General features: G+C 64.8%; 13 protein-coding genes and 1 tRNA gene. 3 read left to right on the top strand and 11 right to left on the bottom strand.

Annotated elements, in window-relative coordinates:
- The 11 genes from GX414_00210 to GX414_00160 all read right to left on the bottom strand — a co-directional run.
- On the bottom strand, positions 1-509 hold a 509-nt coding region (locus tag GX414_00210; protein ID NLI45512.1), incomplete at its 3' end, for a hypothetical protein.
- A 109-nt stretch (positions 510-618) separates the two neighbouring features.
- A complete protein-coding gene (locus GX414_00205) occupies positions 619-879 on the bottom strand; it encodes a DUF503 domain-containing protein (protein NLI45511.1) in 261 nt (86 codons plus the stop codon).
- Between the two features lie 38 nt (positions 880-917).
- Entirely contained in the window at positions 918-3,539 is a 2,622-nt protein-coding gene (infB, locus tag GX414_00200; GenBank protein NLI45510.1) for a translation initiation factor IF-2, read from the bottom strand.
- A 53-nt stretch (positions 3,540-3,592) separates the two neighbouring features.
- On the bottom strand, positions 3,593-4,804 hold the full coding sequence (nusA, locus tag GX414_00195) for a transcription termination/antitermination protein NusA (GenBank protein NLI45509.1): 1,212 nt from the start codon (positions 4,802-4,804) through the stop codon (positions 3,593-3,595).
- Between the two features lie 18 nt (positions 4,805-4,822).
- The gene (locus GX414_00190; GenBank protein ID NLI45508.1) at positions 4,823-5,278 is read right to left on the bottom strand and encodes a ribosome maturation factor RimP; all 456 of its coding nucleotides are present in this window, start codon (positions 5,276-5,278) and stop codon (positions 4,823-4,825) included.
- Positions 5,279-5,398: 120 nt separating this feature from the next.
- The gene (locus tag GX414_00185; protein NLI45507.1) at positions 5,399-6,439 is read right to left on the bottom strand and encodes a hypothetical protein; all 1,041 of its coding nucleotides are present in this window, start codon (positions 6,437-6,439) and stop codon (positions 5,399-5,401) included.
- A 28-nt stretch (positions 6,440-6,467) separates the two neighbouring features.
- Positions 6,468-8,147, bottom strand: coding sequence for a glutamate formimidoyltransferase (gene ftcD / locus GX414_00180; protein NLI45506.1), 1,680 nt, complete (start codon positions 8,145-8,147; stop codon positions 6,468-6,470).
- An 86-nt stretch (positions 8,148-8,233) separates the two neighbouring features.
- Positions 8,234-8,323, bottom strand: a tRNA-Ser gene (locus tag GX414_00175).
- Between the two features lie 88 nt (positions 8,324-8,411).
- Entirely contained in the window at positions 8,412-9,176 is a 765-nt protein-coding gene (locus GX414_00170) for a tRNA 2-thiocytidine(32) synthetase TtcA (GenBank protein ID NLI45505.1), read from the bottom strand.
- Between the two features lie 103 nt (positions 9,177-9,279).
- Positions 9,280-11,016: an aldehyde dehydrogenase family protein gene (locus tag GX414_00165; protein NLI45504.1), complete on the bottom strand. Its 1,737-nt coding sequence runs from the start codon at positions 11,014-11,016 to the stop codon at positions 9,280-9,282.
- Between the two features lie 89 nt (positions 11,017-11,105).
- Positions 11,106-11,633 (bottom strand): hypothetical protein, encoded by a 528-nt coding sequence (locus tag GX414_00160; GenBank protein NLI45503.1) that lies wholly within the window; start codon positions 11,631-11,633, stop codon positions 11,106-11,108.
- Positions 11,634-11,804: 171 nt separating this feature from the next.
- Here GX414_00160 and GX414_00155 point away from each other — a divergent pair, with 171 nt between their 5' ends.
- The 3 genes from GX414_00155 to GX414_00145 all read left to right on the top strand — a co-directional run bounded on the left by GX414_00155 (position 11,805) and on the right by GX414_00145 (position 14,534).
- Complete coding sequence (locus tag GX414_00155) at positions 11,805-12,665, top strand: helix-turn-helix domain-containing protein (GenBank protein NLI45502.1); 861 nt, start codon at positions 11,805-11,807, stop codon at positions 12,663-12,665.
- 1 nt (position 12,666) lies between these two features.
- Positions 12,667-13,749: a hypothetical protein gene (locus GX414_00150; protein NLI45501.1), complete on the top strand. Its 1,083-nt coding sequence runs from the start codon at positions 12,667-12,669 to the stop codon at positions 13,747-13,749.
- 68 nt (positions 13,750-13,817) lie between these two features.
- Positions 13,818-14,534, top strand: coding sequence for a lytic transglycosylase domain-containing protein (locus GX414_00145; GenBank protein NLI45500.1), 717 nt, complete (start codon positions 13,818-13,820; stop codon positions 14,532-14,534).
- Positions 14,535-14,652 lie beyond the last annotated feature (118 nt).

The following is a 14,652-nucleotide window of genomic DNA, read 5'->3' as shown; positions in this document are numbered from 1 at the left end:
TCGGCGGGCGCGGCCGCGGCGGTCGACGCGGCCGGCGGCGTCCCGGTCTCGACGGCATCCAGAGCCTTCAGCTTGTCCTTCACCGCGCGGGCGGAACTGGAACGGGGAAATCTCTTCAGGTATTCCGTCAGAACCTCGCGGGCCTTGCCCGGATCGTGCAGGTCGTCGGCGTATATTTCGCCTTTGAGCCGGAGTGCGTCGTCGCGCAGCGGCGAGGCGGGATATTCCCGCAGCAGCCAGTCGGCCAACGACAGCGCCCGGTCCGCGTGTGCGCGGCTACCGGACAACCGAAAGCAGTCCCGGCACAGCCGCGCCGCGGCGTAAAGGGCGTCATCACAGCCGGCATAGGTCGGGTCCAACCGCGGCACGGCGTCGTACAGCCTGACGGCCTGCAGGTAATCCTCGACGCCTGGCGGCGGGGTGTCACGTCCCGCCAGCCGGGCCTCCAGTTCCTGCGCCTGCTGGAGCGACTGGCGCGCCGCCGCGCGGTTGCGCGCTGCGAACGCCATGCCGGCAACGGCGACCAGAACCAGTGAGAGGGAGATCAAACGGGTCGCAGCGCCCCGGCGGACTGGAGGGGTGCGGTGTCTGCGCATCGGGGCCATGATAGATGAAACGCTACAAATATTCTACCGCAAAGTGGGCGGGCTCCACGGTTCCGTTCTCTTCGATTTCCTGGCGAATGCGCGCCACCGCCTGCTGCAGCGGCGGCAGCTCGCCGGAGACCATTGCCACCGCCACCACGGCGCGCTGCCAGAGATCCTGGTAACCCACCTCGGCCACCGACACGTTGAACTTGGCCGTCAGCCGGTCCTTGAGACGCCGGAGGATCATCCGCTTCTCCTTGAGCGAATGAACCTCCGGGAAAAAAAACTCCATGTGGATCAGGCAAAGGTGCGATCGGAACGGTTCGGTCATCAGGAATCGAGCGTATCCTTGACTTTCTCGATGATGTAAATCTGCAGCTCGTCACCCACCTTGATGTCGTTGAACCGGTCGAGGCCGATTCCGCATTCGTAACCGGTCTTGACCTCGGTGACATCCTCTTTGAAGCGCCGCAGAGACGACAGGCGCCCCTCGTACACCCGGACGCCATCCCGGAAGAGACGGACCAGGGCGTCCCGCCGCACGACACCGTCGGTCACGTAGCTGCCGGCGATGGTGCCCACCGACGGCACGCGGAACGTCTCGCGCACCTCGACGTTGCCGATCACCTTCTCGCGGGCCTGAAACTCGAGTAGGCCCTCCATCGCCTGGCGGATCTCCTCGGCCACCGTGTAGATGACCGTGTAGATGCGGATGTCGACCCCCTCGCGGGCGGCCAATTCCTCGGCGCTCTTGACGGGCTTGACGTTGAAGCCCACCACGATGGCATTGGATGCCGCGGCGAGCAGGACGTCGTGCTCGGTGATGGCGCCGACGGCGCTGCGGAGGATGCTGATCTTGACCTTATCGGTGCTGAGCTTGTTGAGCAGTGACTCGATGGCGTCACGGGATCCCTGCATGTCCACCTTTAGGATGATGGGCAGCTCCTTGATCTGGCCCTCCTGGAGACGCTGGAACAGGGTCTCCAGCGACACGCGGGTGCCCATCTTCTTGAGCAGTTCCTCGCGCAGTTTCTGCTGGCGGTACAGGCTGAGCTGGCGGGCCTTGACGACGTCATCGGTGGCGAAGAACTTCTCGCCGGCGATAGGCAGGTCGTCGAGACCGAGCACCATGACGGGCGTCGCCGGTCCCGCCATGTCCAGCCGGCGATTGTTCTCGTCGTACATGGCGCGGATCTTGCCGGAGATCGAACCGGCGACAATGATGTCGCGTTCGAACAGGGTGCCGTTCTGAACCAGCAGGGTGGCGACGGAGCCGCGGGCCCGGTCCAGACGGGATTCGATGACGGTTCCCATCGCCTTGGTGTTGGGATTGGCCTTGATTTCCTGCATGTCGGCCACCAGCAGGATCATCTCCAGCATCTGGTCGATGTTGATGAGTTTCTTGGCCGACACTTCAACGAAGACGTTGCTGCCGCCCCACTCCTCCGGCACCAGTCCCATCTCGGACAGGTCCCGCTTGACCCGGTCGATATTGGCCTCGGGCTTGTCGATCTTGTTGATGGCCACGATGATGGGCACGCCGGCGGCCCGGGCGTGCTGGATCGCCTCAACGGTCTGCGGCATGACACCGTCGTCGGCGGCCACCACCAGGATGACGATGTCGGTTACCTGAGCGCCGCGGGCGCGCATCATGGTGAAGGCCTCGTGACCGGGGGTGTCGATGAACGTGATCGAGCGGTTGTTGATCTCGGCCTTGTAAGCACCGATATGCTGGGTGATGCCGCCGGCTTCGCCAGCGGCCACGCGGGTCTGGCGGATGGCGTCGAGCAGCGAGGTCTTGCCGTGGTCAACGTGGCCCATCACGGTCACGATGGGTGCGCGCGTGGAGTACTGCTCCTTGTCGCTCTCGAGGAATTCGGCTTCGAACAGCTCCTCTTCGAAGCTGACCGGCTGGATCTCGAAGCCCATCTCCTGACCCACCTGCTGGACCACTTCCGTATCCAGGATCTGATTGATGTTGACCATGATCCCTTTCATGAAAAGGGTCTTCAGGATATCCCGGGCGGGCACGTCCAGTCGCTCGGCGATCTCCTTCACGGTCAAGCCCTCGGGCACGGTGATCTTCTGCAACTGGCGCTTCGGCATGGCCGCGGCCCGCGCTTCGATCTCCTCCTCCAGCGTGTGCTTCTTCTTCTTGAACTTCCGGCGGTGGGGTGCCGGCGCGAACAAGCCGGTCCGGTCCGGAATTCCCTCCGAGACCGGCGCCCCGGACGACGAGCGCTTGAGCACCTTGCCTCTTTCCTTCTTCTTTTCCTTGCGGATCTCGCGCACAATCGCGCCGGACTTGTCCGCCGTCGCCTCCGCAGGTGGCTTGGCTGTTTCGGCCGCGGCCGCTTCCGGCGGCGCGGCTTCCACCGGCGGCTCCGCTTCGACGGATTTCTCCGCTTCCACCACCGGTGCCGGCGGCTCCTCGGCGGCCCGGCGGCCCACCTTGCGGATCTTCTTCTTCCCCGCCGGCGGCTCCTCGATCACCGCGGCCGTCGCTTCGATCGGGACATCCGCGCCCGCCGGTTCAGCGGCCGCGCGCTTCAGCGTGACGGTCGCCTCAGGCTCCACCGCCTCGACCTGCTCGGCTTCGACTCCTTCCTCGACAGGTTCCAGCAGGGCGGCTTCATCCTCCACCTTGCCCGCTTTGCGGATGGTCATGCTCTTGGAGATGGCGCCCTCAAGCGGCGTCCACTCCGGCTTCTTCGGTTTGGGCTTGGTGACGCGCTTTTTGGAGATCTGCTTCTGGCGCTCCGCCTTTTTCTCCACCTCGTGGCTGATGTTGGTCGTCAGCTTGAGGTGGGCCATGACCTTGCCCACAAACCGGTCGTCGATGGGCTGATTGGCGGAGAAGACCATCACGCCGATCTTCTTCAGCTCGCTCAGAATCATTTTGGCGTCGAGGTTGAAATCCTCCGCCAGCTGATTCACGGTGACCTTGTCCATAGTGTCCTCGTTTTACGTCGGGCCGCGCGCCGGTGACGACGGGCGGCCGTCGCCTATTCCTTGTCCGTTTCACCCTCGTCCGCGACATCACCCGCATCGGTCGGCGCCTCGTCGGCGGGGGGCGCCGCCGCCACGACCGTCTCAGCCGATTCCACCGGTGCAGCGGGTTCGGCTGGTTCGGCCGGGGCCAGCGTGGCGGTGTTGAGCATCATCTCGTTCTCGATTTCCTTGCGCTTTTCCTCGTCGCTCTTGATGTCGATGTGCCAGCCGATCAGCTTGGCCGCCAGGCGCACGTTCTGCCCCTTCTTGCCGATTGCCAGCGAGAGGTTGTCGTTGTCGACGATGACCTCCATGATCCGACGGGACGGCTCCTTGATGAGCACGCGGACGATCTCGGCCGGGCTCAGCGCGTTGACCGCGAAATCAACCGAGTCTTCCGCCCATTCGATGATGTCGATTTTCTCGCCGCGGAGCTCCTTGATGATGGTCATGATCCGGGAGCCTTTCATGCCCACGCAGGCGCCGACGGGGTCGACGTCGGGCTCACGGCTCGACACGGCGATCTTCGTGCGCTCCCCGGGCTCCCGGACCAGCGCCTTGATCTGGACGGTGCCCTCGTAAATTTCTGGCACCTCCAGCTCGAAGAGGCGGCGGACCAGGTCGGGATGGGCGCGCGACACCGTGATCTGGGGCTCCTTCGGGGACTTGCTCACGTCCAGCACCAGGAGCCGCATGCGCTCGCCGCGGCTGTAGTTCTCGCCGGGGATCTGTTCGCGAGGCGGCAGATGAGCCTCGGCGTCGCCCACCTCGAAGACCACATGCTTGTCCTCGTACCGTTTCACCGAACCGGTGAGCAGATTACCCTTCTTGTCGATGAAGTTGTCGTAGACGTGCTCCCGCTCGGCGTCGCGGACGCGCTGGATGATCACCTGCTTGGCGATCTGGGCGGCGATCCGGCCCAGGCAGTCGGTGGGCTTGGGGATTTCCACGATGTCCCCTTCCTCCAGGCTCTCGTCTTCCTGCTTGGCCTCTTCGATGGACATCTCCAGAGCCGGATTACCCACTTCCTGCACCACGGTCTTGACCGCAAAGATTTCGATGATCCCCGTATCCTTGTTCAGGCGGGCTTGAATCTCTTCCTTGGTCTTGAAAAACTTCTTGGCCGCTGTGACCATCGCGTCCTCGATGGCGTGCACGATGATGTCCGGGTCCAGGTTCTTTTCCCGGCTCACCTGCTCGATGGTCTGAATCAGCAAGTTGGCCATAGCCACCTCACGCTAGAGTTAGAATTTGAACCGCAGACGACAGCTCTCGACAGCCGGGTACTCGAACCGCACGCTGTCGCCTTCTTCGGAGCGGACGACAAATCCGCGGTCGTCCGCCTGTTCCAGAACACCGAGCCATTTTTTCCGCCCCTCGGCCGAGGCCTGGGTGGTCTTGACCTCGACCTCGCGGCCGATGTGACTGCCGTAGTGCTCGGGCACATACAGGCGTCGCTCGAGACCGGGGGATGACACCTCAAGATTGTAGGTGGTCGGGATCGGATCCTCGACATCGAGGAGGGCGCTGAGTTCTCGGCTGACCCGCTCGCAGTCAGCGACGGTCACGCCGCCCGGCTTGTCGATGAACACCCGGACGATCGCCTTGCGGCCGCGGGCGGCGCAATCCAGGTGATACAACTGCACCTGGCAGATGTCGGCCGCGGTGCGGGCCAGTCGGTTCAGCAGTTCTTGGTTCATGACGGACTCTCGTGTTCACAAAAAAAGTGGGCCCGGGCCCACTCGAAGGGGCTATTCTATGCAAAAAGCCGCGAATGATCAAGAAGTATTTGCGGATCGGACCGGACGGCCGGTCGATTTTCACTCTGCGGGGCCCGGATCGCGCTCCAGCCAAGGCCACCAGTACGCCCGCCCGTGCAGTGTCCGCAGCTGCCGGGTCGACAGCAGGTTGAAATCGTAACTCACCGACAGATTGGACGGACAGCCCGTCCCTCCCGCCGGGCCGTGGGCCTCAACTTCGCCATAGGTCAGCGGCGGCGCAGCCCGGTGGTTGTAGAACTGGACCGCATCGCCGGACGGCGACGGATGCCCCCCCGGCACGTCAGCGTAGCATGCACCCCGAGCGACCGTCGTGCGCTGGCTGATACGCAGCCAGCGGCCGGCCACGCCCAGCGGGTGGAAGTAGTCGACCCGGCTGCGGGCCGGCAGAACGTCAGCGCGCAGCCCGACCTTGAATTGCCGGTCGCCCGTCAGCCGGAATACCGCCCAGCCGTTGCCGCGGGCGTGCCAGGCGTCGGGCAGCGGCTCGAAAAAGTCGTCCCGGAACACCGGCGCGGCTCCCGTGCGCCGGCGGAGCGTCACCACCGCCAGGCCGGGCACCGGCACCTGCAGGATCGCCCATGCGCCGTATGGCCGGGCGGGTGTTCCGGCCGCGGACGCGGTGACCCGCTGGGCGACCCGCAGGCGGAAGCCGTCGCCGGCAGCCGCCACGCGGATTCGCCGGACCAGCGCGAACATGGTCGCGCGTCCTTCCGGCGACATCCGGAACCGCGATTCCAACCGGACCGAGTCGGAGCCGCTACGGCCGGCCACAGAGAAAACGCCCGGATCCAATTCCGGCGGACACGCCCATTCCGCCGAGCGGTAGAACAGGCTGTGCGGGGCGTGCTCCGGCGCGACCCACGTGCGCTGGCCGCCGGCGTTCCAGCCGGGCGCACGGTAATCGGCCGGCACTCGCGGGTCCTGCCAGAGGCATTCAACGCCGTCGAGGACAACCGACAGGACGCGTCCGCCCAGTTCGGGCACCACGACGGCGTGCCCACGCTCCGTTGTCAGCCGGATCGGCGACAGCCCCTGACGGGTGAGCGCGTCCGTCAATCGGTTGAGTGAATGCGGGCACATGACGGGCTCGAGCGGGCGGTTGCGGCGCCTATCCTTCCAGTTCCTTGCAGACGACGTCCCGGATCTCGGCGGCCAGTTTCTCGGCCTGTTTCAGGAGAGCGCGGGCCTCCCGGCTGGTGGCGTCGCGGAATGCCCCGTCTTCGATGCCCTTCAGGTTGATCATCACGTTGTAGTAGGCCCCCTCGGCGGCGCTCAGGCCCATCAGCCCGCCCACGCCGGCGTCGCTGATGGAGTTCCGGTTGCCGTGGCGGGCCATCTCCCGTACCAGCTCCAGCGCAGGCCCGGCGCGCCGCAGCACGCCGAGCGGCACCAGCGTGGCGCCCTTGTTCGCCGTCTCCATGGCGGCGCCGCGGGCCGCTTTCTCGGCATCGGTCTTCTTGGGCAGCTTGATGGCCGCCATGACCTCGTTGAACGCCTCGGTGTCGCGGTCGATGTCAGATAGGAATTCGTCCTTGAGCCGCTGGCCCTCCACGCCCACGCGCAGCATGCGGTCCCGCTGCTCCTCATACCCCTTCTTGCCCGCGGTCAGGTTCGACACCATGGCCGCCAGAGCCGCGGCCAGCGAGCCCGCCAGCGCAGCCACCGAGCCGCCGCCCGGCGCCGGCGAGTCGGATGACAGCTCATTGGCGAACTCGCGCAGGTTCATGCGCTGGAGCCGCGGCGGATTCTCCGCCTCGACGCTGGCTTCGATGATCTTCTTCAGCGGGTCGAAAGGAGTCAACTCGGCCAGACCCAGCGATTTCACGGCGATGTGGATCAGCTCCTCATCCGGCACGCCGGCCGGCTTGCCCTGGCGGGTCAGGAAGAACGCGCCCGCGTCCAGCAGCGCCTGTTTCGGGATCAGCCCCACCAGCTCGCTGCCGGTCACCCGCAGGCCGCGCGCTTCGGCCTGGCGGCACACCTCCACGAACACCTCGTGTACGGGCGAAATCTTGTAGTTGTTGAAATTGATGGACAGCTGGGCGCAGCCGTACTGCTCAATGTACCAGCCGATCGCCTTGACGGCCTTGAACCTGCCGGGAACCCAGACTTTTTCGCCCTGCGCGTCCTTGACGACAGCGCCCTTGGCGTCTTTCTTCACCCGGCCCTTCTCGCGGATCTCCAGCGCAATGTCGTTGACCAGGGCGGCGTCACGGGTGTTGAAATTGATGTTGTAGGCGATCAGGAACTCCCGGGCGCCGATCACGGTGGCGCCGGCGCGGGCGTTGAATGTCGCCGGGCCGAAATCGGGCGTCCAGGCGGGGTCCCGGAGCTTGTCGGCCAATCCCTCGTACTCCCCGGCCCGGACGTCCGCCAGGTTGACCCGCAGGGGAGTCGCCGCCGCGGCTTCGTACAGGTAAACCGGTATGCCCAGTTCCTCGCCGACGCGCCGGCCCACCTGCCGGGCCAGCTCGGCGCAGTCGGCCATGGTGACGCCGCTCACCGGCACAAACGGGCACACATCGGTGGCGCCGATCCGCGGATGGGCGCCGCTGTGTTTCGCCATGTCGATCAACTCGGCCGCCTGGCGGATGCCCTGGAAGGCCGCCTCGGCCACAGGCGCCGGCTCGCCGATCAGGGTGACCACGGTGCGGTTGGTGTCGGCGCAGGGATCCACGTCCAGCACCTTGACGCCCTTGACTGCCGCTATGGCCGCAACGATCTTGTCGATGAGCGCCCGGTCCCGGCCCTCGCTGAAGTTGGGGACGCATTCCACGAGCTGTTTCATGAGCGTGACTCCTGTTGGCCGGCCGCGCTGCGGGGGGCCAAAAAAAATGGCCGCTCCGGCACAGGCACGGGCGGCTCAAGATGACATGGCGGAGAGGGCGGGATTCGAACCCGCGGTAGAGTTACCCCTACACACGCTTTCCAAGCGTGCTCCTTCAACCACTCGGACACCTCTCCGTGAGGGTTGAATACTCGATGACCGCAAAGAACAGACCCGATCGCAGAAGGCGTATTGTAATGAAATTTTCGGAAAAAGAAAGAGAAATTACACCCGGTCCAGAAACCGGGGATCCATGAGGAAGCGCTCCCTGACGTTGGTCATGGCGGCCAGGGTGCTGTTCCGGATCCGCGGGACATGCCGCTCGAGATCGGCCAGCAGTTCCTTCACCCATTGTCGGCGGAGCTGCTGGATATTCTTCTCCGGGCAGGCTGACGGCACCGCCTCCAGACCGAGTGTGGCGAAGTGTCGGGCCACTTCACGCTCGTAGACACGGCACAGAGGCCGGATCACCACGTTCCGGCCGTCGTCCGAGCGCAGCACGGGCGGCATGCCCGCCAGTTGTCCTGTAAAAAACAGGTTCAGCAGCAGGTTCTCGATGAGATCGTCGGCGTGGTGGCCAAGGGCGATCTTGTTGCAGCGGTGCCGGAGCGCCGCCGCGTAGAGATGCCCGCGCCGCAGGCGGGAGCACAGGGGGCAGAACGTCGGGGCGTTCGCCCGCTTCGACTCGAGGATTCCAGCGATGGGGGCCGGCTCCACGATCAACTCCACGCCCAGGCGGGCCACCTGCTGTCTGACCGCGTCGGTGTCGAAACCCGGGAAGCCCGGATCCAGCGTGAACGGGACCAGCTCGTAGCGGACCGGCGCCCGGTGCTGGAGACGGAGAAGCACGTCGAGCATCACCAGCGAATCCTTGCCTCCGCTGATGGCCACGAGCACCCGGTCGCCGTCGCCCAGCATGCTGTAGCGCCCGATGACATCACCCACCCGGCGGCGCAGGTCGCGCTCCGTGAACGTGCTGTCCGTCTGCACGCAGTGTCTCCTCGTTTGGCGGTCCGGATTGAAGATCCTGCCGTCCCCCGGTTGGTGGACGGACAGTATATGATCTTTGACCGAAGACGCGGGTTCAGGCGCCTCAGCAAGACCTGGCAGCGGATCGGTCCGCACCGGTGTCCTCGATCCACTGGAACACGCGGTACTGCTCGCCGAGGTCCCGTGCCAGCGGCGTCATCCGGGTTCGGTCCGAGACGATGAGTTTCTGGTTCTGCTTCATCGCCGCCAGGACCTCCTGCTCGCCGACGAAATCCGCCGGTTTCGGCAGGTCAACCGGCGCCGGCGGCCTCTCGCCGGCGGGTGGCGCCGCCAGCCGGCCGGCCGGAGCATCCGCCTCCACCATTTCGGCGATCACCTGAGCGACGACGCGGCGGACGCGGTCACGGTCCGGAAGCACAGGACCGGCCGGCAGCGTGGACGGTGCGGGTGACGCCGCGGCGATATGCTCGGGTGCGGCCCGGGTAAACCGGATGGGCCGGGTGCCGAAGGCCAGCCGCTTGATGTTGATCAAGTGGCGCGCCGTCACGTTGTCAGTGGTGATGTTGTTGCCCCACGTGCCGCAGCCAAGGGTGAACGAGGGCGTCAATCCTGTGGCGTAACCGATGGCGCCGTGGGTGCCCGAGGTGTTGGCGAGGATTCGGAAGGCGGGTTTTTCCAGAGCGAACTTCATGATGACGTCCTGGTCCTGGGAATGGATCACCATGCTGTGGCCCATCCCGCCAAAGGTGAGCAACTCGATGCATCGCTCACACCCCTCCCGCCAGCCGTCCACGACGTAGAATGCCAGAACGGGCGAGAGCTTCTCCATGGACAACGGCTCCTGCGGTCCCACAGCGGCCAGCTCCGCGACGAGGCAGGGCGTCTCGGCGGGCACCTTGAATCCCGCCAGCTCCGCGATCACCGCCGCGTCGCGGCCGACGATCCGCGGATTGATCCTGCCGCCCTGCACCACCGCCGCCTCCAGCAGCCGCTTTTCCGCGGGGGAACAGAAGTGGGCGCCCCGCGCAGCGAACTCGGTCCGCACGGCCTCCAGCAGGGGCCGGTCCACGATGACCGCCTGCTCCGAGGCGCAGACCGTGCCGTTGTCGAAGCACTTCCCGGCCAGCACGAGCTCGACTGCCGCGGCCGCCTGGGCGGTCCGCTCGATGAAGGCCGGCACGTTGCCCGGGCCGACGCCGAACGCCGGCTTGCCGGAGCTGTAGGCGGCCTTGACCAGGCCGTGCCCGCCGGTGGCCAGAATGACGGCCGTCAGGCGGTGCCGCATCAGCTCCTCCGTGGCCTCCTGGGTGGGGTTGCGCAGGCAGCCGACGATCCCCTCGGGAGCGCCGGCCAACACAGCCGCCGCGTGCAGGATGTCGGCGGTTTTGGCGATGCAGTCCTTGGCGGCCGGGTGGGGCGAAAAAACCACCGCGTTGCGTCCTTTGAGGGATATCAGCGCCTTGAAAATCGTGGTGCTGGTTGGATTCGTCGACGGGATGATGCCGGCGACCACCCCCATGGGCACGGCGATCTCGTACACCTGCTGGGCCGGATCTTCAGCGACCACGCCGACGGTCTTCAGATTCCGGATGTCCTCGAAAATCTCACGCGCGGCGAAGGTGTTCTTCGTGATCTTGTCCTCGACCCGGCCGAAACCGGTCTCCTGCACCGCCAGCCGGGCCAGTTCCTCGGCGTGGGCCAACGCCTCCCGCGAGACCGCCTCCACCACGCGGTCCACTTGTTCCTGGCTGAATTCGGCAAAACGGCGCTGGGCGTCGGCGGCCAGTTGCAGCAGGTGGCGCACTTCCTGCACCGCCATCAGGTCTTGGTCTAGTTGCATGACGGGCTCTCCAGATTGAGTGTGCTCACTGTAGCATGCGACTGACAGCCGGTCAACCGGCTGGAGATCGCCGTATCCCCGCCTCCCGCTCAGCGGAGCCGGGGCGTATGCCGTTCGATGAGTTCCAGCACGTCCGCATCGATCTCCATCCGGGCCCGCCGAAAAATGGTCTGGAGCAGAATGATCACCCGGTCGCGCGGGCGCACCGCCTCGATCCGCCCCTCCAGACCGTCGAACAGCGTCCCGCGGATACGCACCTGGTCACCGGGCGCCAGGGCGCGGTCTGATTCCAAATACCCTTTGGCCGCCGTCCGATCCCGGAGGGTCTGGATGATCAGAGGGTCCACCGGCACGGGTTTGTCATTGAAGCTGATGACCTTCTGGATGCCTTCCAGATGATTCACGGTGTACAGCCAGCGCGCTGCGTCGAACCGGGCGAACAGATAACAGGGGAAGAGCGGCCGGATGTGGAAGCGGCCACGGCGGCGTGTGCCCGCCAGAGGCAGGAAGGTCTCGAAACCCAGTTGCAGCAGCTTCACGTCGGCGTAATGCTCTCGCAACCGTTTGGTGTAGATCGCGTACCAGCAGCGGGTGTCCACGTTCTGTGATTCGCTCACGGGTCCCTGATCGTCTTTCGGTCGTATCCATATTATTATACCCGCCACTCGTGAGATGCCAACGCTTCGCCCTCGTTCGGACGAAATATTCGTGCGGGCTGGTACAATATCCTTTCCAAACACGTTCAGATAAGGTATAAATGTCCCCATCATCACAATCAGGATTCAGCGATGGCCACGGTTGGAGAGATTCTCAAACAGAAGCGCCAGGAACAGAACCTGACCCTTCACGATGTCTCCGAGGTCACCAAGATCAGCACGAATTTTCTGGACGCCATCGAGAACAACGCGTTCAAGAAGCTGCCGCGCGGCGTGTTCCCGAAAATGTTCATCCGTGCCTATGCCCGCCATCTAGGACTGGATGATGACCGGTTGATCCAGTTGTACTACGAGCAGTCGGCCGAGATCGAGACCCAGGAGACACCAGCCGCCGAAAAACCCCGCATGGCGCCGATCCGCCAGCGCCGTGGACACTGGACGCGGATTCTGTCGGCGGTGGTTGTGATGGGCGCGCTGCTGGGAACCATTTATTTTATCTACCAGTCGAGCGAGTCCAGTCCGCCGCTGGACGACACAACTCCGCCGGAGCCACAGCGGCCCCTTGCCGAACCCGCTCCGACCCCGGCGCCCGCGGCGACCGACAGCCCGACGAACACAGCCACAGACGCCGTCACTCCGGACGGTTCGCCGCTGCCTGCCACCGCCCCGCCGACATCCGATGAGTCGCTCATGCCGTCCGCCGCCGCTGACTCCGATCCGCAGACGCTGGTGCTCACCCTGCGTGCCAGCGCCGTCTGCTGGGTGCGCGTCGTGAGTGAACGCGTCCCTCAAGATTTCATCCTCCAGCCGGGCGAAACATTCCAATACCGTTATGGCAACCCCATCATTCTGCAGGTCGGCAATGCCGGCGGCGTCACTCTGTTCCTCAACGGCCGGGCTGCCCGCCCGCTGGGCACCACCGGCCAGGTGGTGGAGTTGAACCTGTCGCCGTCAAACTGGCGGGATCATATTGCGGTCCCCGGAGAACCCTGATATGGCCGTCTCCAACCCCTTGCTGAGCGCCATCCGCTCCGGCGCCGCCCCCAAGATGATCAAGCTCGCCGCCGCCCGCGGCAGTCTGCCGCTGCCGCCGGAGATCCTGCTGGAAGCCCAGGCCTCGCTCCTGAAGGACGGCGACCCGGAAATCCGGCAGGCTGCCGAGGAGGGTCTGCACGCCTACTCGCCGGCGGAGATGGCGGCCTTGATGGAGCACAAGGAGATCACGCCGTTTGCCATCGACCAGGTGGCCGGATGCTTCCGGAGCAACGCCCTGATCGTTGAGAAGATCATCCTGAATCCCAACACCGACACCCGGACGCTCACCGGTCTGGCTCCGATCATTTCGCAGTCCCTGGCGGAACTCCTCATCAATAACCAGGTCCGGCTCATCGAAGCCCCCGAAATCCTCGCCAGCCTCCGCCAGAATCCCAACCTGAGCCCGGGTGATCGCCAGCGGTTGGAGGAGATCGAACACGACTTTCTCGGCGGGACTGCGGCGGCGACGCCGGCCACGGCGCCCGCGCCGGTGGAGGAATCGAAAGTCGAGGACCTCCCCTTCACCGAGGAGGAACGGGCGGCACTTTCATCGCTGGACGCTGACGCCCCGACCGCGCCCTCCAAGGAAGAGCAGGAATACATCGAGGAGTTGGCCGAGGGCGATCAGGACAAGCTCACCCTGTATCAAAAGATGGCCACCCTGTCGGTGAGCGACAAGGTCAAGCTGGCCCTGCTGGGACGGCGGGAAGAGCGGGCGCTGCTGATCCGCGACTCGAACAAGCTGGTGTCGACATCGGTCCTGTCGAGCCCGAAACTGACCGATTCCGAGATCGAGATCTTTGCCCAGCTCCGCAACGTGTCGCACGAGGTGCTCCGAATCATCGGCACCAACAAGGAGCTCACCAAGAACTACCGGGTGGTCTATTATCTGGTCCGCAACCCGAAGGCCCCCGTGGAAGTCACCATGCCCCTGCTCAACCGGCTGACAAGCATGGACCTGAAGCTGCTCCAAATCGAGAAATCCGTCCCGGAGTCCGTTCGCGCCCAAGCCAAGCGCATCATCAGCCGCCGCCAGCCCTGATCCCGCAGTTTGTTTTTGACAATCCCGCGCCTCTCCTCTACAATTGGTGCGGCCGGAGGGGCCGCCAGATGCGGAAGTCTTTGCTTTTATTAACTTTTTGCCTGATCCTGCACCCGCTGACCGCCCGGGCGGAAACGTTTTACTCCTACGTCAACCGCAGCGGCTGCATCGTGTTCAGCAACTATGCGCCCAAGAGCGGGGACGCCACGTCGGTCAAGGAAATCGAGATCGAGCGCGAACAGGATCGCCCGGACCTGATCCAGTTTGACGAAAGCCGCTTCAACCAGTTCGACCCGTTGATCAAGAAGTACGGCTCCGAGCTGGAGGTCGATTTCAACCTGATCAAGGCGCTGATTCTGGTCGAGTCCAACTTCAACCCGCGGGCGGTCTCACCCAAGGGCGCCCGGGGGTTGATGCAGCTGATGCCCGATACGGCCCGCCGGTACGGCGTCTTCGACCTGTTCGACCCCGAAGAGAACATCCGCGGCGGCACCAACCATCTCCGCTTACTCATCGACATGTTTGAGGGTGACCTGGAACTGGTCCTGGCGGCGTACAACGCCGGTGAAAATCTGGTCCGCAAGCTGAACCGGATCCCCCGGATTCCGGAAACCATCAAGTATGTCCGGAAGATAGTGGAAATTTACGGCAGCACCAAAGTCCGGGGGAACGAACAGTACGCGATCTACACCCCCGGCACCCGGATGTTCCGATATTACGATCAGAACGGCGTACTCACCTTCACCAACATCGATCCGCCGGCCGACGCCCGGCCGGTCAAGTGAGCGCGCGTCCACAGGCTGAGTTGGGCATCCTGCGCTTGCTTTGATCACACGACGGGAGTGCATTCGCCATGTGCGGAATCATCGGGTACACCGGCGGCAAATCCGCCATCCACGTATT

This window comes from Acidobacteriota bacterium (assembly GCA_012517875.1).
Taxonomy (GTDB): domain Bacteria; phylum Acidobacteriota; class JAAYUB01; order JAAYUB01; family JAAYUB01; genus JAAYUB01.
This window is presented reverse-complemented; position numbering and strand designations above follow the sequence as displayed.

Coding starts and splice junctions, on each gene's coding strand:
- GX414_00205 (NLI45511.1), bottom strand. CDS start 879: ATGGAGTTTTTTTTCCCGGAGGTTCATTCGCTCAAGGAGAAGCGGATG.
- infB (NLI45510.1), bottom strand. CDS start 3,539: ATGGACAAGGTCACCGTGAATCAGCTGGCGGAGGATTTCAACCTCGAC.
- nusA (NLI45509.1), bottom strand. CDS start 4,804: ATGGCCAACTTGCTGATTCAGACCATCGAGCAGGTGAGCCGGGAAAAG.
- GX414_00190 (NLI45508.1), bottom strand. CDS start 5,278: ATGAACCAAGAACTGCTGAACCGACTGGCCCGCACCGCGGCCGACATC.
- GX414_00185 (NLI45507.1), bottom strand. CDS start 6,439: ATGTGCCCGCATTCACTCAACCGATTGACGGACGCGCTCACCCGTCAG.
- ftcD (NLI45506.1), bottom strand. CDS start 8,147: ATGAAACAGCTCGTGGAATGCGTCCCCAACTTCAGCGAGGGCCGGGAC.
- GX414_00165 (NLI45504.1), bottom strand. CDS start 11,016: ATGCAACTAGACCAAGACCTGATGGCGGTGCAGGAAGTGCGCCACCTG.
- GX414_00155 (NLI45502.1), top strand. CDS start 11,805: ATGGCCACGGTTGGAGAGATTCTCAAACAGAAGCGCCAGGAACAGAAC.
- GX414_00150 (NLI45501.1), top strand. CDS start 12,667: ATGGCCGTCTCCAACCCCTTGCTGAGCGCCATCCGCTCCGGCGCCGCC.
- GX414_00145 (NLI45500.1), top strand. CDS start 13,818: ATGCGGAAGTCTTTGCTTTTATTAACTTTTTGCCTGATCCTGCACCCG.